Annotated in this window: 19 protein-coding genes; 5 read left to right on the top strand and 14 right to left on the bottom strand. The window is 74.5% G+C overall.

The annotated features are described in order from the left end of the window. Window positions 1-51: 51 nt before the first annotated feature. The 4 genes from D5H75_RS14945 to D5H75_RS14925 all read right to left on the bottom strand — a co-directional run bounded on the left by D5H75_RS14945 (window position 52) and on the right by D5H75_RS14925 (window position 4898). Window positions 52-1518 (bottom strand): VWA domain-containing protein, encoded by a 1467-nt coding sequence (locus D5H75_RS14945; RefSeq protein ID WP_119927014.1) that lies wholly within the window; start codon window positions 1516-1518, stop codon window positions 52-54. Then, a complete protein-coding gene (locus D5H75_RS14940) occupies window positions 1515-2882 on the bottom strand; it encodes a hypothetical protein (protein ID WP_119927149.1) in 1368 nt (455 codons plus the stop codon). The genes D5H75_RS14945 and D5H75_RS14940 overlap by 4 nt, the downstream gene beginning before the upstream one ends. Beyond that, the gene (locus D5H75_RS14935; RefSeq protein WP_119927013.1) at window positions 2882-3373 is read right to left on the bottom strand and encodes a hypothetical protein; all 492 of its coding nucleotides are present in this window, start codon (window positions 3371-3373) and stop codon (window positions 2882-2884) included. Before D5H75_RS14935 ends, D5H75_RS14940 begins: the two co-directional genes overlap by 1 nt. 388 nt (window positions 3374-3761) lie before the next feature. After that, window positions 3762-4898: an MFS transporter gene (locus tag D5H75_RS14925; RefSeq protein WP_119927012.1), complete on the bottom strand. Its 1137-nt coding sequence runs from the start codon at window positions 4896-4898 to the stop codon at window positions 3762-3764. A 54-nt stretch (window positions 4899-4952) separates the two neighbouring features. On the opposite strand from D5H75_RS14925, the gene D5H75_RS14920 reads away from it, so the two are divergent. Continuing rightward, on the top strand, window positions 4953-5699 hold the full coding sequence (locus D5H75_RS14920; RefSeq protein ID WP_119927011.1) for a helix-turn-helix transcriptional regulator: 747 nt from the start codon (window positions 4953-4955) through the stop codon (window positions 5697-5699). A 97-nt stretch (window positions 5700-5796) separates the two neighbouring features. On the opposite strand, the gene D5H75_RS14915 is transcribed toward D5H75_RS14920, so the two are convergent. Then, on the bottom strand, window positions 5797-6381 hold the full coding sequence (locus D5H75_RS14915) for a TIGR03086 family metal-binding protein (RefSeq protein ID WP_119927010.1): 585 nt from the start codon (window positions 6379-6381) through the stop codon (window positions 5797-5799). 212 nt (window positions 6382-6593) lie between these two features. On the opposite strand from D5H75_RS14915, the gene D5H75_RS14910 reads away from it, so the two are divergent. Then, complete coding sequence (locus D5H75_RS14910) at window positions 6594-6977, top strand: STAS domain-containing protein (RefSeq protein ID WP_119927009.1); 384 nt, start codon at window positions 6594-6596, stop codon at window positions 6975-6977. Between the two features lie 251 nt (window positions 6978-7228). Here the strand turns inward: D5H75_RS14910 and D5H75_RS44095 are convergent, their stop codons facing one another. Continuing rightward, window positions 7229-8020 carry an IclR family transcriptional regulator gene (locus tag D5H75_RS44095; protein ID WP_202638152.1) on the bottom strand — a complete coding sequence of 264 codons (792 nt, stop codon included), beginning with the start codon at window positions 8018-8020 and terminating at the stop codon, window positions 7229-7231. Window positions 8021-8038: 18 nt separating this feature from the next. Then, complete coding sequence (locus D5H75_RS14900) at window positions 8039-8578, bottom strand: TetR/AcrR family transcriptional regulator (RefSeq protein WP_119927007.1); 540 nt, start codon at window positions 8576-8578, stop codon at window positions 8039-8041. A gap of 75 nt (window positions 8579-8653) precedes the next feature. On the opposite strand from D5H75_RS14900, the gene D5H75_RS14895 reads away from it, so the two are divergent. Together D5H75_RS14895 and D5H75_RS14890 are read left to right on the top strand one after the other, a co-directional pair. Next, window positions 8654-9871, top strand: coding sequence for an FAD-dependent monooxygenase (locus D5H75_RS14895; protein ID WP_119927006.1), 1218 nt, complete (start codon window positions 8654-8656; stop codon window positions 9869-9871). Between the two features lie 129 nt (window positions 9872-10000). Then, complete coding sequence (locus tag D5H75_RS14890) at window positions 10001-10600, top strand: GNAT family N-acetyltransferase (protein ID WP_119927005.1); 600 nt, start codon at window positions 10001-10003, stop codon at window positions 10598-10600. 31 nt (window positions 10601-10631) lie between these two features. On the opposite strand, the gene D5H75_RS14885 is transcribed toward D5H75_RS14890, so the two are convergent. Continuing rightward, window positions 10632-11762 (bottom strand): alkaline phosphatase PhoX, encoded by a 1131-nt coding sequence (locus tag D5H75_RS14885; protein WP_119927004.1) that lies wholly within the window; start codon window positions 11760-11762, stop codon window positions 10632-10634. 183 nt (window positions 11763-11945) lie between these two features. On the opposite strand from D5H75_RS14885, the gene D5H75_RS14880 reads away from it, so the two are divergent. Beyond that, window positions 11946-13994 (top strand): hypothetical protein, encoded by a 2049-nt coding sequence (locus D5H75_RS14880; RefSeq protein WP_202638151.1) that lies wholly within the window; start codon window positions 11946-11948, stop codon window positions 13992-13994. Window positions 13995-14177: 183 nt separating this feature from the next. Here the strand turns inward: D5H75_RS14880 and D5H75_RS14875 are convergent, their stop codons facing one another. The 6 genes from D5H75_RS14875 to D5H75_RS14850 form a co-directional block, all read right to left on the bottom strand. Next, complete coding sequence (locus D5H75_RS14875) at window positions 14178-15107, bottom strand: MurR/RpiR family transcriptional regulator (protein WP_242454244.1); 930 nt, start codon at window positions 15105-15107, stop codon at window positions 14178-14180. A gap of 44 nt (window positions 15108-15151) precedes the next feature. Next, complete coding sequence (locus tag D5H75_RS14870) at window positions 15152-16033, bottom strand: carbohydrate ABC transporter permease (RefSeq protein WP_202638150.1); 882 nt, start codon at window positions 16031-16033, stop codon at window positions 15152-15154. 73 nt (window positions 16034-16106) lie between these two features. Next, the gene (locus tag D5H75_RS14865) at window positions 16107-17006 is read right to left on the bottom strand and encodes a carbohydrate ABC transporter permease (protein WP_119927145.1); all 900 of its coding nucleotides are present in this window, start codon (window positions 17004-17006) and stop codon (window positions 16107-16109) included. A 38-nt stretch (window positions 17007-17044) separates the two neighbouring features. After that, a complete protein-coding gene (locus tag D5H75_RS14860; RefSeq protein ID WP_119927003.1) occupies window positions 17045-18346 on the bottom strand; it encodes an ABC transporter substrate-binding protein in 1302 nt (433 codons plus the stop codon). A 46-nt stretch (window positions 18347-18392) separates the two neighbouring features. Further along, on the bottom strand, window positions 18393-19373 hold the full coding sequence (locus tag D5H75_RS14855) for an N-acetylmuramic acid 6-phosphate etherase (protein ID WP_119927002.1): 981 nt from the start codon (window positions 19371-19373) through the stop codon (window positions 18393-18395). Window positions 19374-19419: 46 nt separating this feature from the next. Then, the gene (locus D5H75_RS14850; RefSeq protein WP_202638149.1) at window positions 19420-21213 is read right to left on the bottom strand and encodes a serine hydrolase domain-containing protein; all 1794 of its coding nucleotides are present in this window, start codon (window positions 21211-21213) and stop codon (window positions 19420-19422) included. Window positions 21214-21227: the final 14 nt, after the last annotated feature.

Below are 21227 nucleotides of genomic sequence, written 5' to 3'. Positions count from 1 at the left end.
CCCGGTTGTCGGAGGGCCGGGCCGGCTCGCGGGCCGGCCGGGCGCGGGGGGTCAGGTCAGGAAGTTCTTGAGCTCGGCCACGAGCTTGCGGATGTGGCCCGAGATCACGGGCGTGCCGAGGTCCTTGAGGCGCTGCCGGAACCACGGGTCCACGCTCTGGTGGCCCGAGCTGTTCACGGAGCCGACCGGGATGAACTTCACCCCGGAGCGGTGCACGGCCTCGAAGTCGCGGTACAGCTCGCGGTTGTCGTAGAAGTCGGAGATCCACACGAGCACGGTGTTGCGCGGATCGGAGATCTTGGGCCTGGCCAGCGCCATCGCCACCGTGCCGTCGGTGCCGCCGCCCAGCGTCGTGCGCAGCAGCACCTCGAACGGGTCGTGCACCCACGGCGTCAGGTCCAGCGCCCGCGTGTCGTACGCCACGAGGTGCACGTCCACCTTGGGCAGGCCGGCGAAGATCGACGCGAGGATGGTGCAGTTGACCATCGCGTCCACCATCGACCCGGACTGGTCCACGACCACGATCAGCTTCGCCGGGGTCGTACGGCGGGCGGTGTGCCGGTAGAAGAGCCGGTCCACGTAGAGCCGCTGGTCCTCGGGGCTCCAGTTGGTGAGGTTCTTCCAGATCGTCCGGTCCAGGTCGAGGTTGCGGAACACCCGCTTGGGCGGCACCGACCGGTCGAGCTGTCCCACGCTGGTCTTCTCCACCTGCGTCTTGAGGACCTCCGCGACCTCGTCCACGAACCTGCGGATCAGCGCCTTGGCGTTGGCCAGCGCGACCCCGGACAGGTTGGACTTGTCGCGCAGGAGCTGCTCGACCAGGGACATGCTGGGGGTGAGCTGCCGCGCGAGGGCGGGGTCGGCCAGGACCTCGCGCAGGCGCATCCGCCGCACGAGGTCGCCCTCCAGGCCGGCGAGCAGCCTGCGCAGCTCCTCCTCGACCCCGGGGCCGAGGTCGAAGCCGCTGCCCGGGCCGGCGCCGCGGGTGGCCTCGCCGCCGGGGCCGCCCGGGCCCCGTCCCTGGTCCTGGCCGCCGCCGGACCCCTCACCGGCCCCATCACCGGCCCCATCACCGGCCCCGTCGCCGGGGCCCGCCGGCAGGCCGCCGCCCGCCGTACGGCCGCGCAGGCCGCCGGGGGCCCGGCCCATCGCGCACTCGAACCAGGCGGCGTCCTGCTGCCAGGTGGCGAGCTGGGCCGCGGTCACGTTGCCGGCGCCCGTCGCGAACAGGTTGAGCATCAGCTTGGAGACGAGGGCGGCCCGCCGTACGCGCGTCCCCGGGTCCCGCTCGTCGGCGACCATCAGGCCGCGCAGCTCGTCGCCCAGGTCGGGGAAGCGCTGCACGAGGTTGTCCAGGGACACGGCGGGGTCGAGCAGCGCCGGGGGCAGGCCGAGATCCTCGACCACCGCCAGGCTCGCCCGCTCCAGCGACGCGTGCTCCTCGTGGTCGAACAGGCGCGCCAGCAGCCGCCAGTAGAGGAGCTGACGGCGGTTCTCGTCAGGGGAGATGTCGGTCATTTCCGCAGCAACCGTCCCGCCCGCTCGCGCAGCACCGCGACCGCGTCCGACTTGGCCTCGGCCTTGGCGACCTTGGGGTCGGTCGGGCCCAGCGCCCAGTCCCCGGTGCACGCGGTGACCGTGGCGCGCTTGACCGTCGCCTGGACGGCGAGCGGGCGCAGGCGCCACCGGCCGGCGTCCCACAGGACCAGGCCGACGCACGCGGTGGACCGGCCGGCGAGGTCCGCCGTGATCGGCCCGCACGGGGCCCCGGACATGACGTCCAGCGTCAGGTCGCCCAGCTCGAAGACCGTCCCGCCGTCCCCGGCCCGCGCCGTGTACCCCTCCAGCAGGATGGGTTCGGCGATCGCCACCGGGTGCCGGTCCAGCGGGGGCACGGCGGGGGCGGCCGCCGTCGCGAGCCGTACCCGCGCGACCGTGAACGGGTCGGCCTCCTCGCCGGTCCTGGCGCGGTCCTCGTGCCACACGAGGTCGCCTCCCGGCAGCAACGGCATGCCCGTGACCTCCAGGGCGCGCCGCTCGGCCAGCGCGGTCAGCAGCACCGGGAAGCCGGCCAGCAGCTTCCACACGGCCGGGCCGATGATCGTGTCCACCTTGGCGGCGGCCACGCTCGTGCGCACCAGCAGGTCCGGCGTCCCCTCGCCGCGCTCCAGCACGCCGTGGACGCGGACCTGCACGGCGGTGCCGTGCTCGTGGACGTCCGCCCCGAGCACCAGCAGCCGCCCGGTCACCTCCTCGGCGGGACCGGCCTCCGGGATGCCCCGCGAGAGCAGCACGGCCCGGGTCCACAGGTCCGCCCAGCGGCGGGCGGGCGGTTCCACGGCCGGGGCGAGCGGGCACACCGCGCGCAGCTCGGCGGCGAGCCCGTCGAGCAGCACGGCGAGCCGCCGCTTCCCGGGGTCGGCCAGCAGCGCCTCGATCACCTGGTCGGACGCGGAGACGAGGTCCTGCCCGACGCCGCGCCACCCGGTGATCGCCAGTTCGTGCAGCCAGGCGAGGGCCCCGCCGAGCAGGTTCTCCGCCTCCCCGGTCCCGGTCGCGGCGGTCCACTCCGCCCGGTCCCGTCCGAGCGCGGCGTCCAGTCCGGCGAGCAGCGCGTCGTGGACGGCGCCGGTCAGCGCCGCCCGCCCGGCGGCGAGCGCGGTCAGGTGGTCGCCGGAGACGGACCCGGCCGCGACCTTCTCGGCCGCCTCTCCCGCGCGGCTCCCCAGCGGCGTCGCCGCCAGCGCGCCGCCGAAGGCCCGCAGCGCCGCCGCCTGCTCCTCCCCGACCCGGGCGAACCCGTGCCCGAGCGCGTCGTCGAACCCCGCCACCAGCTCCAGCGCGGCCTCCACGCCGCCGGGCGCGTCATGCGTGAGCGGCATCAGGCCACCGCCCCCGGGAACCACTGCATCTCCGGCAGCGGCGCGGTGGTGACCGGCGTCTCCAGGTAGCGCAGGTGCCGCAGGAAGCGGTTGAACACGACCGCCGCCGACTCCCGCTCCACGGACCCGTCCAGCATCCGCATGAGCTCGGCCCCCGAGGAGGCGGCCTCCCCGCCCTCGACCCTGAGGTACCGCGCGACGCGCGCCGCGCCGTACTGCGCGACCGCCTCGTCCATGAGCGCGTGCAGGTGCTTGCACGCCGAGCCGTGCAGCCCGCCGCACGGCCGGTTGTTGTTCGTGCTGCAGTTCAGCCCGTGCTCACCCGCCGAGATCGACGAGACGTAGACCCGCGCGATGTCCGACCCGCTGGACACCACCCCCTGCAGCCGCCCGTCGGCCAGCTCCACGAACGGCACCTTGGCCAGCTTCCTGGCCCGCACCGGCGGGCCCACCCCGACCAGGCTCCCCCGCGCCCACAGCCCATCCTCCACCCATGACCTCCTGGAATCCCGGCACGGCGGGCCGCCCGTCGCGCCCGCTCATGATCCCCGGAATCTAGCGACCCCCGCCGACAAACCCGGCCCTTTCCGGCAAGATCATCACGCCCCCGCGGGGCCGCCCTGGTGACGGCGCGTCACCGGCGGGTGCGGCCCGGGAGCCCCGTGCGGGAGGGTGGCGATCCAGGGTCGCGGCATGGGGACGCGCGGGCGCGGGGCGAGGCCGGAGAGGTGGAAGCGGGCGGGGTGGAAGCGGGCGCTCGCGTGGACGGCACCGAGGAGGGATACGCCGGGGTCGGCCGGCGGATCCCGGTCGTCCGGTTCACCGTCAGGGGGACGGGCTCAGGCCGTACGGATGACCGGGCGGGTGAGGATCCCCCGCTCAGGCGGGGGCCGCGACGGGCTCCCTGAGGGCGGTGAAGAGGAGGCGGGAGGCCACGGGGAGGAGGATGAGGGGGGCCAGGGCGGTCTGGAGGGTGGTGGCGTCGGCGAGGGCGCCGAGGACGGGGGCCGTCAGGCCGCCGACGCTGACGGTCAGCCCCAGGGTGACGCCCGCGGCGGTGCCGGCGCGGGTGGGCAGGTAGTCCTGGGCGAGGGTGACCTGGAGCGAGAAGGGGATGTACAGACCGGCCGAGGCCAGGGCCGTGAACAGGTAGAACGCGGGGCCGGGGACGAACACGACGCCCGCGACGGCCACGGCGGTCAGCAGGCAGGAACGGCGGGCCACGGCCACCCGCCCCCACCGGTCGGCCAGGGCTCCGCCGAGGACGGTGCCGGCCGCCCCGCCCAGGTAGAGGACGAACAGGGCGGCGGTGCCCGCGTGGACGCCCCCGGCGCGGTCCTGCGCGTGGAGCGAGATGAACGTGCTCAGGCCGAGGAAGACGATCGACCGGGAGACCACCACCAGCGACAGCCGCAGGAACGACGGCCAGTCGTCCGCGCCGACGGCGCCGGCGGACCGGGTACGGCCGGCCGGGGCCAGGGCGCGCAGGACCGGCAGGCACAGCGCGCTCCCGGCGAGGGCGGGCACGACCAGCAGCGGCGACAGCCGGAGGCCGCCCGCCGACACGACGGCGGCGACCAGGAGCGGCGCGGCGGCGAAGCCGAGGTTGCCGCCGAGGGAGAACCAGCCCATGGCGGTGTGGCTCCCCCGGGAGGCGATCTTGGCGACGCGGGCGGCCTCGGGGTGGTAGGCGGCGACGCCGATCCCGGACAGGGCGGCGAACGCGAGGGTCAGCGCGTACGACCCGGACAGGCCGCTGAGCGCGACGCCGGCGCCGCCCAGGAACGTGCTCACCGGCAGCAGCCAGGGCATCGCCCATCGGTCGGTCAGCACGCCGAACAGGGGCTGCACCACCGAGGACGCCAGCGACGCCGCGAGCACGAGCCCGGAGACCGCCGCGTAGCCGTACTCCCGCTCGGCGGCGAAGAACGGGACGAGCGCGGCCACGGCCCCCTGGTAGACGTCCACGCAGGCGTGACCGGCGGACAACAGGACGATGGGTTTGTTGCGGAACACCCGGTCATGGTGGCTGACGAGCCTTTTGTCGTGCTTCCGATAAAGTGACAACCGATGCCGGAAATCCGCCACACTCCCGTCGCGCCGACGCGCGCGCAGCGGCTCGCGCCCGGCGAGGCCATCGACGCCCACCGCCACGACGATCACCAGGTGGTGTACGCCGCCCGCGGCGTCCTCGCGATCACGACCGGCGCGGGCTCGTGGGTGGCCCCGGCGAGCTGCGCGATCTGGGTCCCCGCCGGGACCGTGCACGCGCACCGCTCCCACGGCGACCTGGAACTCCACCTGGTCGGCGTCCCCCGCGCCGCCCCGGGGGGCGACGATCCGCTGAGCACGGGGGAACCGGCCGTCCTGAGCGTCGAGCCGCTGCTGCGCGAACTGATCCTCGCCTGCACGCGCGAGGCCGCCGCGACGCCCGAGCACGAGCGCCTGCGCGCCGTCCTGGTGGACCGGCTCCGCGCCGCGCCCCGCGCGCCCGTGCACCTCCCCGCGCCCGCCGACCCCCGGCTGCGCGCGCTGTGCGGGATCCTCGCCGCGGACCCCGCCGACGGCCGGACGCTCGCCGAGCTGGGCCGCCAGGTCGGGGCGAGCGACCGCACCCTGACCCGGCTGTTCCGCGCCGACCTCGGCATGACGTTCCCGGAATGGCGCACCCGGCTGCGCCTCTCCCACGCCCTGCCCCTCCTGTCCGACGGCGTCCCGGTCACCGCCGTCGCGCACGCCTGCGGCTGGTCCTCGGCCAGCGCGTTCATCGACGCCTTCCGCCGCGCCTTCGGCCACACCCCCGGCTCCCACCGCTGACGCCCGAGCGGCCCGCCCGGCTCGGGGGCGAGGCAAGGGACCGCGCGGGACGGACCGCGGCGGGCCGTACGGGACGGACCCCGGCGGGCAGTACGGCTCAGCGGGGGTCGCGGCCGAAGAAGGCGAGGAGGCGGTGCTGGAGCGGGGCGTCCGGGGGGAGGGGGACCTCGGGACCCAGGATCTCGACGCCGGGGCCGAAGGCGCCGGGGGTGCGGAGGCGTTCGACCAGGTCGGCGGGGATGGACCGGGCGTCGGCCCACATGCGCTCGACGTCGGCGGGGTCGATCGTCTCGTCCTGGCCGGTGGCGCGCGCCAGGTCCCATCCGTGGATCACCATGTCGTCGCTGACCACCTGGTCCACGTGCTCGGCGAAGGTCATCCGGCCGCCCGGCGTCTCGACCGCGGCCGCCGCCCGCGCGGGGTCGGCGAGCACCGCCTCCACGTCGGCCCGCGCGGCGCGGAAGGCCCCCAGCGGGTCCTCCTTGACCGGCGGGGCGGGGCTCAGCCCGCGCCCGAACGGCCGCAGCATGACCCCGTGCATGTCCACGACGTGGCCGACCACGTCCCGCGCCGTCCACAGGGGGCACGGCGAGGAGGCGTCCCACCGCCCCGGCACCACGCCGGCCACCTTCCGCTCGAAGGCGCCGGCGTGCGCGCGGTACCGTTCCACGATCTCGTCCATGATCCTCCACCTCTGGCTGGGCCCGACCCAACCCTTCCCGACGGCCGCGCCGGCCGGATGCCTTTTCCCGCAACAGGCCCCCCTTCCACGCCCGCCGGGCCCCGGCGCGGCGCGGGGTGCGAGAACGATCAGCCCGGGCGGTGTTCCCGAACGCGCGTCCGTGGGCTATCAACGAGGCGACGGCTTCGGTCCCCTCGAAGGGGTGATGGGTCGTGCGGGCGCTCGGCATCTTCCACCAGCACCTGCCCGGGGTGACGCTGATCAGCGTCGTCGGGGAGCTGGACGCCGCGTCCGCGGCCGAGTTCGACGCCTACGTCCACCAAGCGCGGCGGCGGGACGACAGCCTGGTCTTCGACCTGGGCGAGCTGACCTTCATCGACAGCACGGGGCTGCGCGTGCTGCTCAACACCCACCTGTACGTCACCCGGCACGGCGGCGTGGTCCACCTGGCCGCCCTGCAGCCGCTGCCCGCCCACATCATGGAGCTCACCCAGGCGTGCGTCTACCTGCGGGTCCACCCCACCGTCGAGGAGGCGCTGCGCGCCGCCCTGACCTCCGCCCCCGGCGGCGACGACCACGACACCGCCTGCGCCTGACCACTCCCGGCCCGCCGTCCTGAATATCGGCGATCCAGTCCTGTTCTTCGCGACACCGCGAAAACCTTCCGGCCCGCACCGCCCCCGTCCCGGCCCACGCCGCTGACGCCGTACGGCACGCCGGATCGGCCCGCTCGTACGGCACGGCGGGATCGACGCGGAAGCCCCGGCACGGTGACGCGGCTGAGCCGTACGGCGGGCTCAGGCCGTACGGCTGCCCGGGCCGGCCCCCGGGACGGGAGATCGGGAGGTCAGGAGGTCATGAGCGTGAGGCGCGAGGTGATCTCGCCGGCGGCGGAGACCACGGCGCGGGCGATGCCGGGGACGCGCGAGTCGGGGACGCGGTGCGACAGGGCGGCGATGCTCACGGCCGCGACGACGTTCCCGCCCCCGTCCCTGATCGGGGCGGCCACGCCCATCACGTCGGGGTCCAGCTCGCCCCGGGAGACCGCGACGCCCTCCTCGCGGATCGCGGCCAGCCGCGCGCGCAGGGTCGTCACGTCGGTCAGCGTCGCCCCGGTCAGCCTGGGCAGCCCCGCCTCCACGATGCGGTCCACCTCCTTGCCGGGGGCCCACGCGAGCAGGACGAGCCCGGCCGAGCCGGCGTTCACCGGGACCACGTGGCCGCGCTCGTAGGACAGCCGGATCGGGTGCGCGGCCTCCTCGCGCTCCAGGCAGACCACCGACGTCCCGGTGCGCCGGGTCAGCAGCACGGCCTCGCCCACCGCGTCGGCCAGGTCGCGCATCACCGGGCGGGCCGCCTCCGACAGCCCCACGCCCTTGCGCGCCAGCCGGGCCAGCTCGAACACGCGCGGTCCCAGCCGGTAGCCCGCGGGCTGCTGCTCCTCGACGAACCCGGACGACACCAGGCTCTGGAGGTAGCGGTAGGCGGTCGAGCGCGCCACGCCGAGGGCGTCGGCGACCTCCTGGCCGCCGAGCACCAGGCGGCGGTCGTCGAAGAGCGCCAGGATGTCGAGGGCCCGGTCCGCGGTCGAGTTCCGCTCGCGATAGCCGCTCGCCCCTGTCACACGCTGTCCTGGCATGCAGGACAGATTACATGGTCATCCCGGGATTCCCAGTACGGCGAGGGCGGCGCCCACGGTCGCCTCGCGCAGCTCGTCCGCCGGCGCGTGGGGGAACTGCACGACGCAGTCCTGGACGCCGCCGAGGGCCATGGTCGCGCGGGCGGCCATGACGAGCGTGGGCTCGGGCCCGATGAGCAGGGCGGCCAGCCGTTCGCGCCAGGACAGCACCACCTGCACCAGGCCGAGCTCGGCGAGCGTGGTCAGCTCCGTGAGGATCAGCATGAGCTCCTCGCGGTGCCGGAGGTGGAAGTCGAAGTACTCCCCCAGCATCGCGCGGGCGTCCACCTCGCCCTTGGCCTCCTGCCGGCGCAGGAACGCCTCCCCCTCGTCGATCAGCGGCTGGACGATGCTGCGCACCAGGTCCTCGCGCGAGGAGAAGTGGTAGTAGAGCGCCGGCTTGGTGATGCCGAGGCGGTCGGCGATCTCCTGGAGGCTCGTCTTCCGCACGCCCTGGCTCGCGAAGAGCTCCCGGGCGGCCGCCTGGATGCGCTGTCTGGTGTCGGAGGGCCTGGCCACGCTCCCAGGATATCTGACTTAACGATAGGTAAGTCTCGTGCTAGCTTTTACTTAACGATAAGTAAGGAGCAGCTCATGCGGATCCTCATCTCCGGCGCCAGCGTCTCCGGTCCCGTCCTCGCCCACTGGCTCACGCGGTACGGCTTCGAGGTCACCGTCGTGGAGCGGGCCCCCGCCCTCCGCAAGACCGGCGGGCACGCGGTGGACCTGTTCCGCCCGGCCATGGAGATCTCCGAGCGGATGGGCGCGGCGGCGCGCATCGAGAAGGCCGCCACCGGCACCGACCGGATGACCATGTACCGGAAGGGCTCGCCGCGCCCCGCCCGCGTGGACCTCGGCAAGATCTTCGGCGCGGCCTCGGACCGGCACGTCGAGATCATGCGCGACGACCTGAGCGAGATCTACTACGACACCACCAGGGACGACGTGGAATACGTCTTCGGCGACTCCATCACCGGGATCGGCCCGGACGGCGAGGTCTCCTTCGAGAACGGCGCGCCCCGCCGCTTCGACCTGGTCGTCGGGGCCGACGGCCTGCACTCGAACGTGCGGCGGCTCGTCTTCGGCGAGGAGTCGGCGTTCTCGGCGTACATCGGGGCGTACCTGGCCGTCGCGTCCGTGCCCAAGGAACTGGCGGCGGACGGGGAGTACGTCGGCCACCTCGACGTGGGCCGCACCGCCGGGGTCTACTCCGCCGCCCACATGGACGACGCCCGGGCCCTGTTCATCGTCCGGCGCGCCGCCCGCCTGGACTACCACCACCGCGACGCGCCGCGGCAGAAGGAGCTGGTGCGCGAGGCGTTCGCCGGGATGCACCCCCAGGTGGACGCCTGGCTGGCCGAGCTGGACCGCTCGCCCGCGTTCTACTTCGACTCGATCACCCAGCTCCGCATGGAGACCTGGTCGCGGGGCCGCGTCACGCTCGTCGGCGACGCCGGGTACAGCCCCGGCCCGGCCGTGGGCGGCAGCACCAGCCTGGCCGTCTGCGGCGCGTACGTCCTGGCCGGGGAGCTGGCCGCCGCCGGGGGCGACCACGAGCGGGCGTTCGCCGCGTACGAGCGCGAGATGCTGCCCCTGGTTCACGCCAGCCGTGCGTTCGCCCTGCGCGCCGCGAAGACCCTCGTCCCCACCTCCCGGGCGGGCGTCTGGGGGCTGGTGCGGGGGGCGAGCCTGGTCTCCGCGCTGCCCGCCGGCCTCACCCGCGCCCTGGCCCGGCTCAGGGGCGGGGGCCTGCGGCTGCACGACTCCATGCCCGTCCGCGACTACGCGTCCCGTCTTCCCGCCGCCCGCTGACCCCGCGCCCGCCGGCCCCGGCGCCCGCCGGCCCCGGCCCGCGCCGTACGGCCCGCGCGGCCGTACGGCGCGGCGGGCGCCCCGCGCGAGGTTGGTACGGTGCACGGGGAGCGAGCGGAGCGGGGGCGAATGATCACGATCAGGCCGTACCGGCCCGGGGACGAGGCGGCGCTGTACGACGTGTGCCTGCGGACGGGGCTGCACGGGCTGGACGCGTCGGGGCTGTACTCCGACCCGCGGCTGCTCGGGAACGTCTACGTGGGGCCCTACCTGGAGCTGCAGCCGCGGTTCGCGTTCGTGGTGGACGACGGGGAGCGCCCCCGGGGGTACGTCCTGGGGGCGTCCGACACGCGGGAGTTCGAGGACGCGTGCGAGCGGACCTGGTGGCCGCGGCTGCGGGAGGAGTACCCGCTGGACGGCACTCCTGCGGACGCCCCGGAGCGGTGGCTCGTCGAGCACATCCACAACCCGCCGCGCACGCCCGCCGAGATCGTCGAGGCCTACCCGTCCCACCTGCACATCGACCTGCTCCCCGAAGCCCAGGGGGCGGGCTGGGGCCGCCGGCTGATGCGCGCGCTGTTCGCGGCGCTGGCCGAGGCGGGCTCGCCGGGCGTGCACCTGGGCGTGTCCAAGGAGAACCCGGGCGCGATCGCCTTCTACCGCCGCCTCGGCTTCGAGGAGCTGCGCGACCTGCCCCACTCCCTGGTCCTGGCGCACCCGCTGGCCTGACCGCCGGGCCGTACGGCGGGCGCCGCGCGGCTCACCGGCGGAAGGGGCCGGTGACCTCGTAGGTGATGCCGCCGGTGACGGAGCCGGACGTGCCCCGCTGGGAGGAGAAGTACAGGCGCGTGCCGTCGGGGGAGAACGCCGGGCCGGTGATCTCCGAACCGTCCTGGCCGCTCAGGCGCATGATCGGGGCGACCACGCCGTCCGGCGTGATGACGTTGATCTCCATGTTGCCGCCGTCCTCGGCGACGTACAGGTCGCCCGCGGCGGTGCCGGTGATGTTGTCCACCCCGTCCAGGGTGCCGCCGCCGTCGTAGACCGAGGTGAGGCGCTGCCGCACCGCGTCGTACGCCCAGACCTTGCGGTCGCCCTTGGCCGTGAAGTAGCAGACGCCGGCGGCGTAGTGGCAGCCCTCGCCGCCGCTGAAGTGCCGGGCCGCGCCGACCTGGTGGCGGGTCTGGCGCTGGATCGCGGTCGGGTTGGGGTCGGGCACCGGCCGCCACTCCACGGCCTCGCCGGTCCCGCACAGCACGTCGAGCCGCCCGCTCGACAGGTCGCCCCAGGTGTTCGGGGTGAACCGGTAGAAGCAGCCGTCGCTCTCGTCCTCGGTGAGGTAGACGCACCGGCGGTCGGGGTCGCAGGCCGCCGCCTCGTGCTTGAACCGGCCCATCGCCGCCCGGTAGACGGCCGCGCGCACGCCCTGCGGGTCGGTCTCGTAGACCCGGCCGCGGAACGTCTCCTCGCAGGACAGCCAGGTGCCCCAGGGGGTGGCCCCGCCCGCGCAGTTCAGATTGGTGCCGTCCAGGATCCGGTACGCCCGCTCGACCGAGCCGTCGGCGCGGAACCGGATCGCCGAGACGCCGCCGGTCAGCGGCACCTCGGAGTTGGAGACGTAGATCCAGCCGGTCCCCGCGGCGAAGCACGCCCCGCCGTCCGGCGCCGGATGCCACCGCAGCCCGCCGACCGTCTGCCCGGTCCGGGCCACGATCCGCCCCCGGAACCCGGCGGGCAGCGCCATCCCGTTCGCGTCCGGCGGGCCGAGCGGGCCGTACGGGCTCGCGCCGGCGGTGACGGACGGGGCGGTGGCGTCCCTCCAGAGGGTTCCGGAGACGGCGACCGCCCCCAGTCCGGCCGAGACGTTCAGCATGAAGGTGCGGCGCCGCATGGCGACCTCCGGGTGAGGCGACGTCCCCCCGCGCCCACCACTATGGGCCTTCCCCGCCCCGTTGGGAATGCCCGGTTTTTCAGGTTATTGCCGTTCCTGTCGAGACCGCCCGCCGGCATTGACGGGGCGCGGCGCGGGGCCGACGATTGGCTGGCCGCCGTCCCGCCCCCTGCGAGGTGCCGATTGCGCCCCCTCCCCCGCCTCCTCGCCGCGCCGGCCGCCGCCGCGCTCGTCACGGCCCTCCTCACCGCCCTGGCCGCCGCTTCCCCCGCCTCGCCGCAGGCCGGTGCGGCGCCCGCCGTCTCCCCCGCGGGTACGGCGGCCGCCACCGGCCGGGCGGCCGAGGGGTGCGACCCGATCGACCCGGGGGCGTGCCTGCTGCCGTTCCCCAACGACCACTTCACCGTGGCCGACCCGGCGACGGCGACCGGGCGGCGGGTGGCGTTCGCGGAGCGGGCCATGCCCAGGTCGGCGGCCGGGACGCCGATCGCGCCGGGCGAGTGGAACCGGAGCGACGGGTTCTCGCCGGGGTCGATGATGCTGGCGCTGGTGCCGGGGGTGGACCTCGCGCGGACCGGGGCCGCGCCGATCACCGACATCGGCCGGTCGCTGGACCGCCGCGCCCCGATCGTGCTGCTGGACCTGACGAGCGGCGAGCGCCGGCCGTACTGGGCCGAGCTCGACGCCGGCGCGCCACCGGAACGGCGGGCGCTGATCGTGCGGCCCGCCCGCAACCTGCGCGAAGGGCACCGGTACGCGATCGCGCTGCGGAACCTGCGGGACGCCGCCGGGAACGCGATCCCGGCGAATCCGGCGTTCGCGGCCGTCGCCGGGGACCCGCTGCCGCCGGGGCACGAACTGCGCGACCGGCAGCGGCGGCTGCGGCCGGCGCTGGAGGCGCTGCGCCGGCACGGGGTGGGCCGCGACGGGCTGTACCTGGCCTGGGACTTCACGGTCGCCAGCGAGCGCGGGCTCGCGGAACGCGCGCTGAGGATGCGCGACGAGGCGCTGCGCGAGCTGGCCGGCCGCTCGCCGTCCTTCGAGGTCACGTCCGTCACCGACTTCACGCCCGAGCAGAACGCCCAGATCGCGCGCCGCGTCGAGGGGACCGTCCGGGTGCCCAGCTACCTGGACCGGCCCGGCGGCCCGCCCGGCTCCGGGCTCAACTACGGGCCCGACGGGCTGCCCGCGCGGCTGCCCGGGAACACGCAGGCCGCCCCGTTCCGCTGCGAGCTGCCGCGCGCCGCCTTCACCCGTCCCGCCCGCGCCGCGCTGTACGGCCACGGCCTGCTCGGGCGGCACGCGGAGGTCGGCGCGGGGAACGTGGCCACCATGGCCGAGCGGCACGGCTTCGCGTTCTGCGCGACCAAGTGGATCGGCATGTCCGACGAGGACATCCCCAGCGTCATCGCGACGTTCAGCGACATGTCGCGGTTCCACGCGATCCCGGACCGGACGCAGCAGGCATTCCTCGGCTTCGTCTTCCTCGGCCGCGCGATGATCGAGGAGGACGGCTTCACCTCCCACCCCGCCTTCCGCGCGGCCGGGGGCCGCCCTCTCATCGACGTACGGCACGGCCTGGTCTTCGACGGGAACAGCCAGGGCGGCATCCTCGGCGGCGCGCTGGTCGCCCTGTCCCCCGACATCCGGCGCGGCGTGCTCGGGGTGACGGGGATGAACTACAGCACGCTGTTCAACCGCAGCGCGGACTCGGCCCCGTTCCAGGCCGCCTTCGACCGCAACTACCCCGACAAGCTGGACCAGCAGCTCATCCTCGCGCTGATGCAGATGCTCTGGGACCGCGGCGAGGCGAACGGGTACGCCGCCCACATGACCGGCGACCCCTACCCCGGCACGCCCCGGCACCGGGTCCTCATGCACGTGGCGTTCGGGGACCACCAGGTGGCGACGGTCACGGCCGACGTCGAGGCCCGCACGATCGGCGCCCGTCTCATGGCGCCCGCCCTGGCGTCCGGCCGCTCGCCCGACCGCGTGCCGTACTGGGGCGTCCCGGCCGTCCACGGCCCGGCGTGGCCCGGCTCGGCGCTGGTCGTCTGGGACAGCGGGACTCCCCCGCCGCCGGTGACCAACACCCCGCCGGCGGAGGGCACGGACCCGCACGAGGACCCGCGCCGCACCCCAGCCGCGCAGCTCCAGAAGGCGATCTTCCTCAAGACCGGGGTCGTCGCCGACGTCTGCGGCCCCCGCCCCTGCGTCTCCGACCCGCGCTGACCCGCCCACCCCGCTCCGGCGGCCCGGGGCGGGCCGAGGCCGTACGCCTTGGGGACGTACGCCTTGGGGACGTACGCCTTGAGGCAGTACGCCTTGAGGCAGTACGGCCGGGGCGTGCGGCCCGGCGTGTACGGCGGGGGGTGGACGGCGGGGGGTGGACGGCGGGGGGTGGACGGCGCGGCGTCAGCGGCGGCGCTTGGGGGTGGCGGCGGCGTGGCGGATGTTCGCCGCGCGGAAGGTGTCCTCCAGCGCGGTGAGGGTGTCGGTGTAGGCCCGGCGGGACGCGACGCCGACGAAGAGGCTGTCCACGACGGTGAGCTGGGCCAGCCGGCTGCCCATCGCCCCGGGGCGGAAGACGGTCTCCCTGGCGGCCGTCTTGAGCACGATGTCGGCCAGCGCGGTGATCGGCGAGGGGTCGAAGTTGGTGATGGCGATCGTCGTCGCGCCGTGGTCGGCGGCCACGCGCAGCGCCTCCACGACGTCCACGGTGGTGCCGGAGTGGGAGATGCCGATGGCGACGTCGCCCTCCCGGAGCAGGGCGGCCGAGGTCAGGGCGCCGTGGAAGTCCGGCCAGGTGAACGCGAGCAGGCCGATGCGGTGCAGCTTCTGGTGCAGGTCGGCGGCCACGATGCCGCTGGCGGACGCGCCGTACAGGTCCACGCGGTGGGCGGCGACCACGGCGGCCACCGCCTTCTCCAGCGCCTCGACGTCGAGGTGCTCGGCGGTCTCGGCGACCGCCCGCGCGCCGCTGAAGCCGATCTTGGCGACCATCTGCTCCAGGGAGTCGTCGGCGCTGATGTCACCGTCGGCGGGGGGTTCCCCGCCGGCCCGGCTCGCCTCCAGCGTGGCCTCCCGCGCCAGCGCGATCCGCAGCTCGGGGTAGCCGCGCAGGCCGATCGAGCGGCAGAAGCGCAGGACGGTGGTCTCCGAGGTCCCGCACTCGCGCGCGAGCTGCCCGATCGGCCGGTCGGCCACGCCCTGGGGGTCGGCCAGGACCGCCAGCGCGACCCGCCGCTCGGCCGGCCGCAGCGACTGGACCATGCCGCGCAGCCGGACCAAGATCCCGCTGGAGTACCACTCCCTCGCCTCGTCCCCGGCCTGGTTTCCGGCCACGTCGCCCCCTTCGTTCCGCGTGTCGCGTCCATTCAACACGGGGACTACTTGCTCATGCCCGCCGTCAGGCCCGCGATGATCTGCTTGGTGGCCACCACGAACAGCACGAACAGCGGCAGCGTGGCCAGGACGAGCCCGGCGAACAGGGCCGACCAGTCGGTCTGGTATTCCCCGAAGAACTGCGCCAGCCCGCGCGGGATCGTGAACCGGTCGTCGGTGCGCAGCAGCACCAGCGGATACAGGAACTCATGCCACAGCGGCACGAACTGGAACAACGCCACCGACGCCAGCGCCGGCCGGACCAGCGGCAGCATGATCCGCCCGAAGATCCGGAACTCCCCGGCCCCGTCGATCCGCGCGGCCTCGTCCAGTTCCAGCGGCAGCGACCGGTAGAACGCCCCGAGCACGAACACCCCGAACGGCACGCCCGACGCGGCGTACAGCAGGGTCAGCCCGAGCAGCGAGTCGATCAGCCCCATCGACTCCATCAGGTAGAAGATCGGCACGAGCCCCAGCCGGATCGGCAGCATCAGCCCGGCCAGGAAGTACGCCGACAGGAACCGGTTGCCGAAGAAGTCGTAGCGCGCCAGCGGGTAGGCGGCCAGCGCCGACACCGCCGTCCCGATCAGCACCGCCCCGCAGGTCACGATGAGGGAGTTCAGGAAGTACGTCGAGAACGACGCCTCCGTCCACACCCGCACGTAGCTGTCGAAGGACGGCGACAGCGGGGGCCGCAGCGGCTCGGTGAAGATCTCCGAGGTGGGCCGGAGCGAGTTCGCCACCATCACGACGAACGGCAGGAGCGCCCCGGCGGCGTACCCCCACAGCAGCACGTGCACGGCGACGCGCCCGGGCCGCCGGGGCCGGCGCGGCCGTACGGCCTCGGTGCGGGCCTGGACGGGCGGCGCGGTCACGGTCGAGGTCACGGCGATCCCTCCCGCCCGCGGCCCGCCGCGTCCCCGCCGCCCGCGCGGCGCCTGACGTCCGCCACCGCCATGCTCACAGCAGCGCCCTTTCCTTGCGGCGGAAGTACGAGCTGGCCAGCATCGACACCCCGAAGATGAACACGAACATGAGCACCGCCAGGGCCGACGAGCGGCCGATGGCCTCCAGGCCGCCCTCGCGGAACGCGACCCGGTAGAACAGCAGGCCGAGCACGTCGGTGGACCCCGCCGGGGACCCGGTCGAGCCCGCCATGGCGTACACCAGCCCGAAGGCGTTGAAGTTGCCGATGAACGTCAGCACGCTCACCACCCCGATCGCCGGGGTGAGCAGCGGCAGCGTCACCCGCCGGAACGCCTGCCAGGACGAGGCCCCGTCCACCCGCGCCGCCTCGTGGTACTCCGCGGGGATGCCGGCGAGGGCGGCGCTGAACAGCAGCATCGGGAACCCGACCCACTGCCAGGCGTTGACCAGGATGATGATCGGCAGCGCCGTGCGGGTGTCCCCCAGCCACGGCAGCGCCCACGACTCCAGCCCGGCGGCCTCCAGCGCCGCGTTGACCGGCCCGAACGTCGGCGACAGCAGCAGGCTCCACAGGTACCCGACGACCAGCGGGTCCACGAGGTACGGCGTGGTGAACGCCGCCTGCAGCGTGCGCTTGCCCCGGGTGTAGCGGAACAGCAGCACCGCGAACAGCAGGCCCACGGTGTTCTGGATCAGCATGGTGCCGACGAAGAACACCGCGTTGTGCCCGAACGCCCGCCACAACTGCTCGTCGTACGGGTAGATCGTCAGCAGGTCCCGGTAGTTGCCGAGCCCGGCGAACCCGACCTCCAGCGTGCCCTTCCACTCCGAGAAGCTGAACCGGAAGGCGCTGACCAGCGGATACACGATGAAGATCGTGTAGAGCACCAGCGCGGGCAGGATGAAGACGGCGAGGACGCGCCACCGCGGCACGTACCGGCGACCGGTACGCGCCGCGCGGCGCCGGGCGATCAGCTTCCCGGCTTGAACCACTGCTCGACGCCCTTCTGCACGCTCGCCGCGACGGCGGCCGCGTCGGTCTGGCCCGAGAGCATCTTCTGCACCTCGTCGCGGAAGACCGCGTCGCCGTTCGGCTGGCCGTACCGGAAGTCCACGAGCAGCAGGTACGGCACGCCGCCCGCGGCGTAGTTCTTGGACATCTCCACGAGCAGCGGGTCGGCCGGGGTGGCGCCGGGGACGGCCGAGAGCTGCTTGAGCTCGCTGACGACCAGGTTGCCGAACTCCGGCGTGGCCATCCAGTTCAGCAGCTCCAGCGCCTCCTTCTGGCGCGGGGACTTGGCGTTGATCCCGAACGCGCCGTCCGCCCAGCCCACGGTCACGGGCTTGGCCTCGGCCGAGCCGGGCGCCGGCGGGGCCTGGAAGACGCCGATCTCCAGGGAGGGGTCGGCCTTGAGCACGGGGGCCAGGTCGAAGGAGCCGGTCGGGTACATCGCCGCCTTGCCGGAGGCGAACAGCGCCTGCACCTCGGGCACCGAGACGCCCACCACGTCCTTGGGGAAGTACGGCTGGAGGTCCTTGAGGAGCTTGATCGAGGCCACGAAGTCCGGGTCGGTGAACTTCTTCTCGCCCTTGAGCAGCGCCTCGCGGAACGCCGCCCCGCCGTACCGCGCGTTGCCGAAGATCTCGTGGACCATCGGCAGCGTCCAGGTCGCGTCAGGACCCGCCGCGACGGCGAACGGGGTGACGCCGCCGTCCTTGAGCTTCTTGGCCGCCGCGATCAGCTCGTCCCAGGTCGTCGGGACCGAGACGCCCTTCTCGGCGAAGAGCTTCTTGTTGTAGAGGACCTGGAGCGTCTGGTAGGCCAGCGGCACGCCGTACACCTTGCCGTCCTTGTGGCCCTTGGAGCCCTGGAGCAGCTTGGCGTCGAACCCGGACAGCGCCGCGACCTTGCCGTCGAGGGGGACGAGCCGGCCCGCCTCGATGAGCGCCTGAGGCCCGCCGTACGACCGGATCTGGGCGACGTCGGGGCCGGAGCCGCCGGACAGGCCGGTGCCGAGGATGTTGTTGTACTCGGTGGCCTGGAACGGCTTGAAGTCCACCTTGATGTTCGGGTGGGCCGCCTCGAACTTGCCGAAGATCTTCTTGTACGCCTGGGCGTCCTCGACCCGCCACGACCACACGGTCAGTGTGACCTGGCCGGGCTTGCCGCCCTCGCCGCCCGTGGAGCCCCCGCCTCCGGGCGCGCACGCGGTCAGGGCGAGCGCGCCGAGCGTCAGCCCGCCGATCACCCCCGCGAGCCATCTTCTCGTCATGATTCTTCCCTCGGGTCGGTTGGGGTCAGGGGATAGGGGTTACGGGTCAGAGGTCGGGGACGGGACCGCCCGGATCCGCGGGCCCGTCCGGCGCCCCGCCGGCCAGGGCGGCGAGGGCGGCGCGCACCCGCCCGCCCGCGGCGGCGAGGGCGGTCCGCGCCCGCGGGACCGTCGTGTCCGCCAGCAGGCAGACGAGCGCGGCCTTCAGGTCCCCCTCGGCGGCGGCGAGCGCGTCGGCGCACCGCTCCTCGGGGAGCCCGGTGGCCTCCTCCAGGATCGTGACCAGCCGCCCGCGCAGCTTGGCGTTGGTCGCGGTCACGTCGATCATCAGGTTCGAGTAGGTGCGGCCGAGCCGGATCATGACGGCCGTGGAGAACGTGTTGAGCACGAGCTTCTGCGCGGTCCCGGCCTTCATCCGGGTCGAGCCGGCGACCACCTCCGGCCCGGTGTCCACGCCGACGTGCACGTCCACCTCGTCGCCGAGCGCGGCGCTCGGGTTGGCCGACACGAGCACGGTCGCCGCCCCCGCCGCGCGCGCCGCCCCGAGCGCCCCCGCGACGTACGGCGTGCGGCCGCTCGCCGACAGCCCGATCGCCAGGTCCCCGGGGCCGAGCCCGGCCGCGGCGGCGGCCCCGGTGGCCTCGTCGTCCTCGACGTTCTCGACGGCCTGCTCGAACGCGGCGATGCCCCCGGCCTGGTGGGCGACCACCCGGCCGGGTTCGAGCGTGTACGTCGGGACGAGCTCGGCGGCGTCCAGGACGGCGATGCGCCCGGAGCTGCCCGCGCCGAAGTAGTGCACCGAGCGCCCCGCCGACAGGGCGTCCACCCCGAGGTCCACCGCCTTGGCCAGCTCCGGGAGCACCGCGCGGACGGCCGGTGCGACGAGGGCGTCCTCGTCGTTGATCAGCCGCAGCACGTCGATCGTGGGAAGCAGGTCGATCCCGGCCGTGCGGGGGTTGGCCCGCTCGGTCGGCGCCGCCACCCGCACGGTCTCGATGTTGGACACTCGCGCCTCGCCACCCGACATGTTCGAAAGTTTCTTACATCGCCCTTTCAAGGTCAATAAAAAACCTTCACGTTCTGGACCGGCTCCATCCCTCCGCCCGGAAGGCGTCCCGGTCCCCCGGCCGCGAGTCCTCGAAGAACACCCCGGGCCCGGTCACCCGCACGTCGTCCACGTACACGCCGCGCCCCTGGTAGAGCGGGTCCGTGGCGTACCGCCACCGCAGCGCCGTGGTCCCGGCGGGCAGGTCGGCGGTCACCCGGGACCAGCGGCGGGCCGAGAACCCGGAGAACGACCCGTCCGAGGACCACCGCGACGCCCCCGACCACAGCTCGGCCGGGACCTTCGCCCACGTCGCGCCGCCGTCCGCGCTCGCCTCCAGGTACGCGACGTCGCCGCCGGCCTCGGTGTCGTACCAGAGCGCGAACGAGAGCCGTCCCCCGCGCGGCGCGGCCAGCGGGAGCGTGAGCGTGGCCGTGCGGGCGTCGCCGGCCCCCGAGAACCACGCGTCGCGCCCCTCGGCGGGCCGTACGGGCACGGCCAGCGCCAGGTTCCGGGCGACGGCCCGGCGGGCGGGGTTGTTGGAACCCCAGTCGCGGCTGGGGTGGACCCGGTTGGTGAGCAGGATCGCGAACGAGCGCGACAGCGGGTCGATCACGAACGACGTGCCGGTGTACCCGGTGTGCCCGCCCGTGACCGGCGAGGACATGGCGTCCATGTACCACCGCTGGTCGAGCTCGAAGCCGAGACCGTGCGCGTTCGCCGGGAAGGCGGGGGTGAAGTTGGTCAGCAGCAGCCGGACCGAGTCCTCCGACAGGATCCTGGCGTTCCCGTGGCGGCCGCCGTTGAGCAGCGCCTGGGCCAGGATCGCCAGGTCGTGGGCCGTGGAGAAGACTCCCGCGTGCCCGGCGACGCCGCCGAGGGACCAGGCGTTCTCGTCGTGCACCTCGCCCCTGATCATGCCCCGGGGCGGGTTCGTCGTGGTCTGGTACTCCGTCGCCGCCACGCGCGCGGTGTCGCGGGGGTTGTAACCGGTGTCGCGCATGCCCAGCGGGCCGGTGACGTCCCGCGCCACCACGGCGTCCAGCCGCAGCCCGGTCACCCGCTCCACGATCACGCCGAGGGTGATCAGGTTCAGGTCGGAGTACCGGTAGACCTTGTCCGGCGGGTCGGTCGGGGTGGCCGCCCACACCGTGGGCAGCCGTTCCGCCGGCGGCCTGGAGTACAGCGGCAGCCACGCCGGCAGGCCGGAGGTGTGGGTGAGGAGCTGCCGCACGGTGATCGCGGCCTTGCCGTTCGCCGCGAACTCCGGCACGTACGTCGCCACCGGCTCGTCCAGCCGGATCAGCCCGCGCTCCGTCTGGCGCACCGCCGCGATCGAGGTGAACAGCTTGGACACCGAGGCCAGGTCGAAGATCGTGTCCCGGCGCGTCGGCACCCGGCGGTCCTCGGGCAGCTCGGTGGAGGCGTCGGCGTACCGCACGGCGTGCCCCGCGGCCTCGTGGACCGCGATCACGCCGTTCCGCCCGGCGATCACCACCGCCCCCGCGTACAGCGGCCGCGACGGCGAGGGCGCGAGGTACCTCGCCACGTCCGGCGCGATCTTGGCCACGTGCTCCGGCGTCAGGCCCGCGGCGCGCGCGTCGCCGTACCGCAGCCGGTCGTGGCCGAAGCGCACGTCCTCGATGCGCACCGTCGGCGGCCCGGAGGGCGCGGGCCGCCGCTCCGGCGTCGTCAGGGTCACGGGCTTCTCCCCCGGCGTCTCGTGGGGCGGCGCGGGATCGGGCGCGGTCCCGGCCCGGGCCGGGGCGGCGACCGCCAGGGCGGCGGCCGTCCCGGCCAGCAGGCTCACGAGCGTCCTCACCGGTCCTCTCACCG

Source organism: Bailinhaonella thermotolerans, from assembly GCF_003594875.1.
In the GTDB taxonomy this organism is placed as follows: domain Bacteria; phylum Actinomycetota; class Actinomycetes; order Streptosporangiales; family Streptosporangiaceae; genus Bailinhaonella; species Bailinhaonella thermotolerans.
Note: the sequence above shows the minus strand (reverse complement) of the source record. Positions and strands in the feature narration are given on the sequence as shown.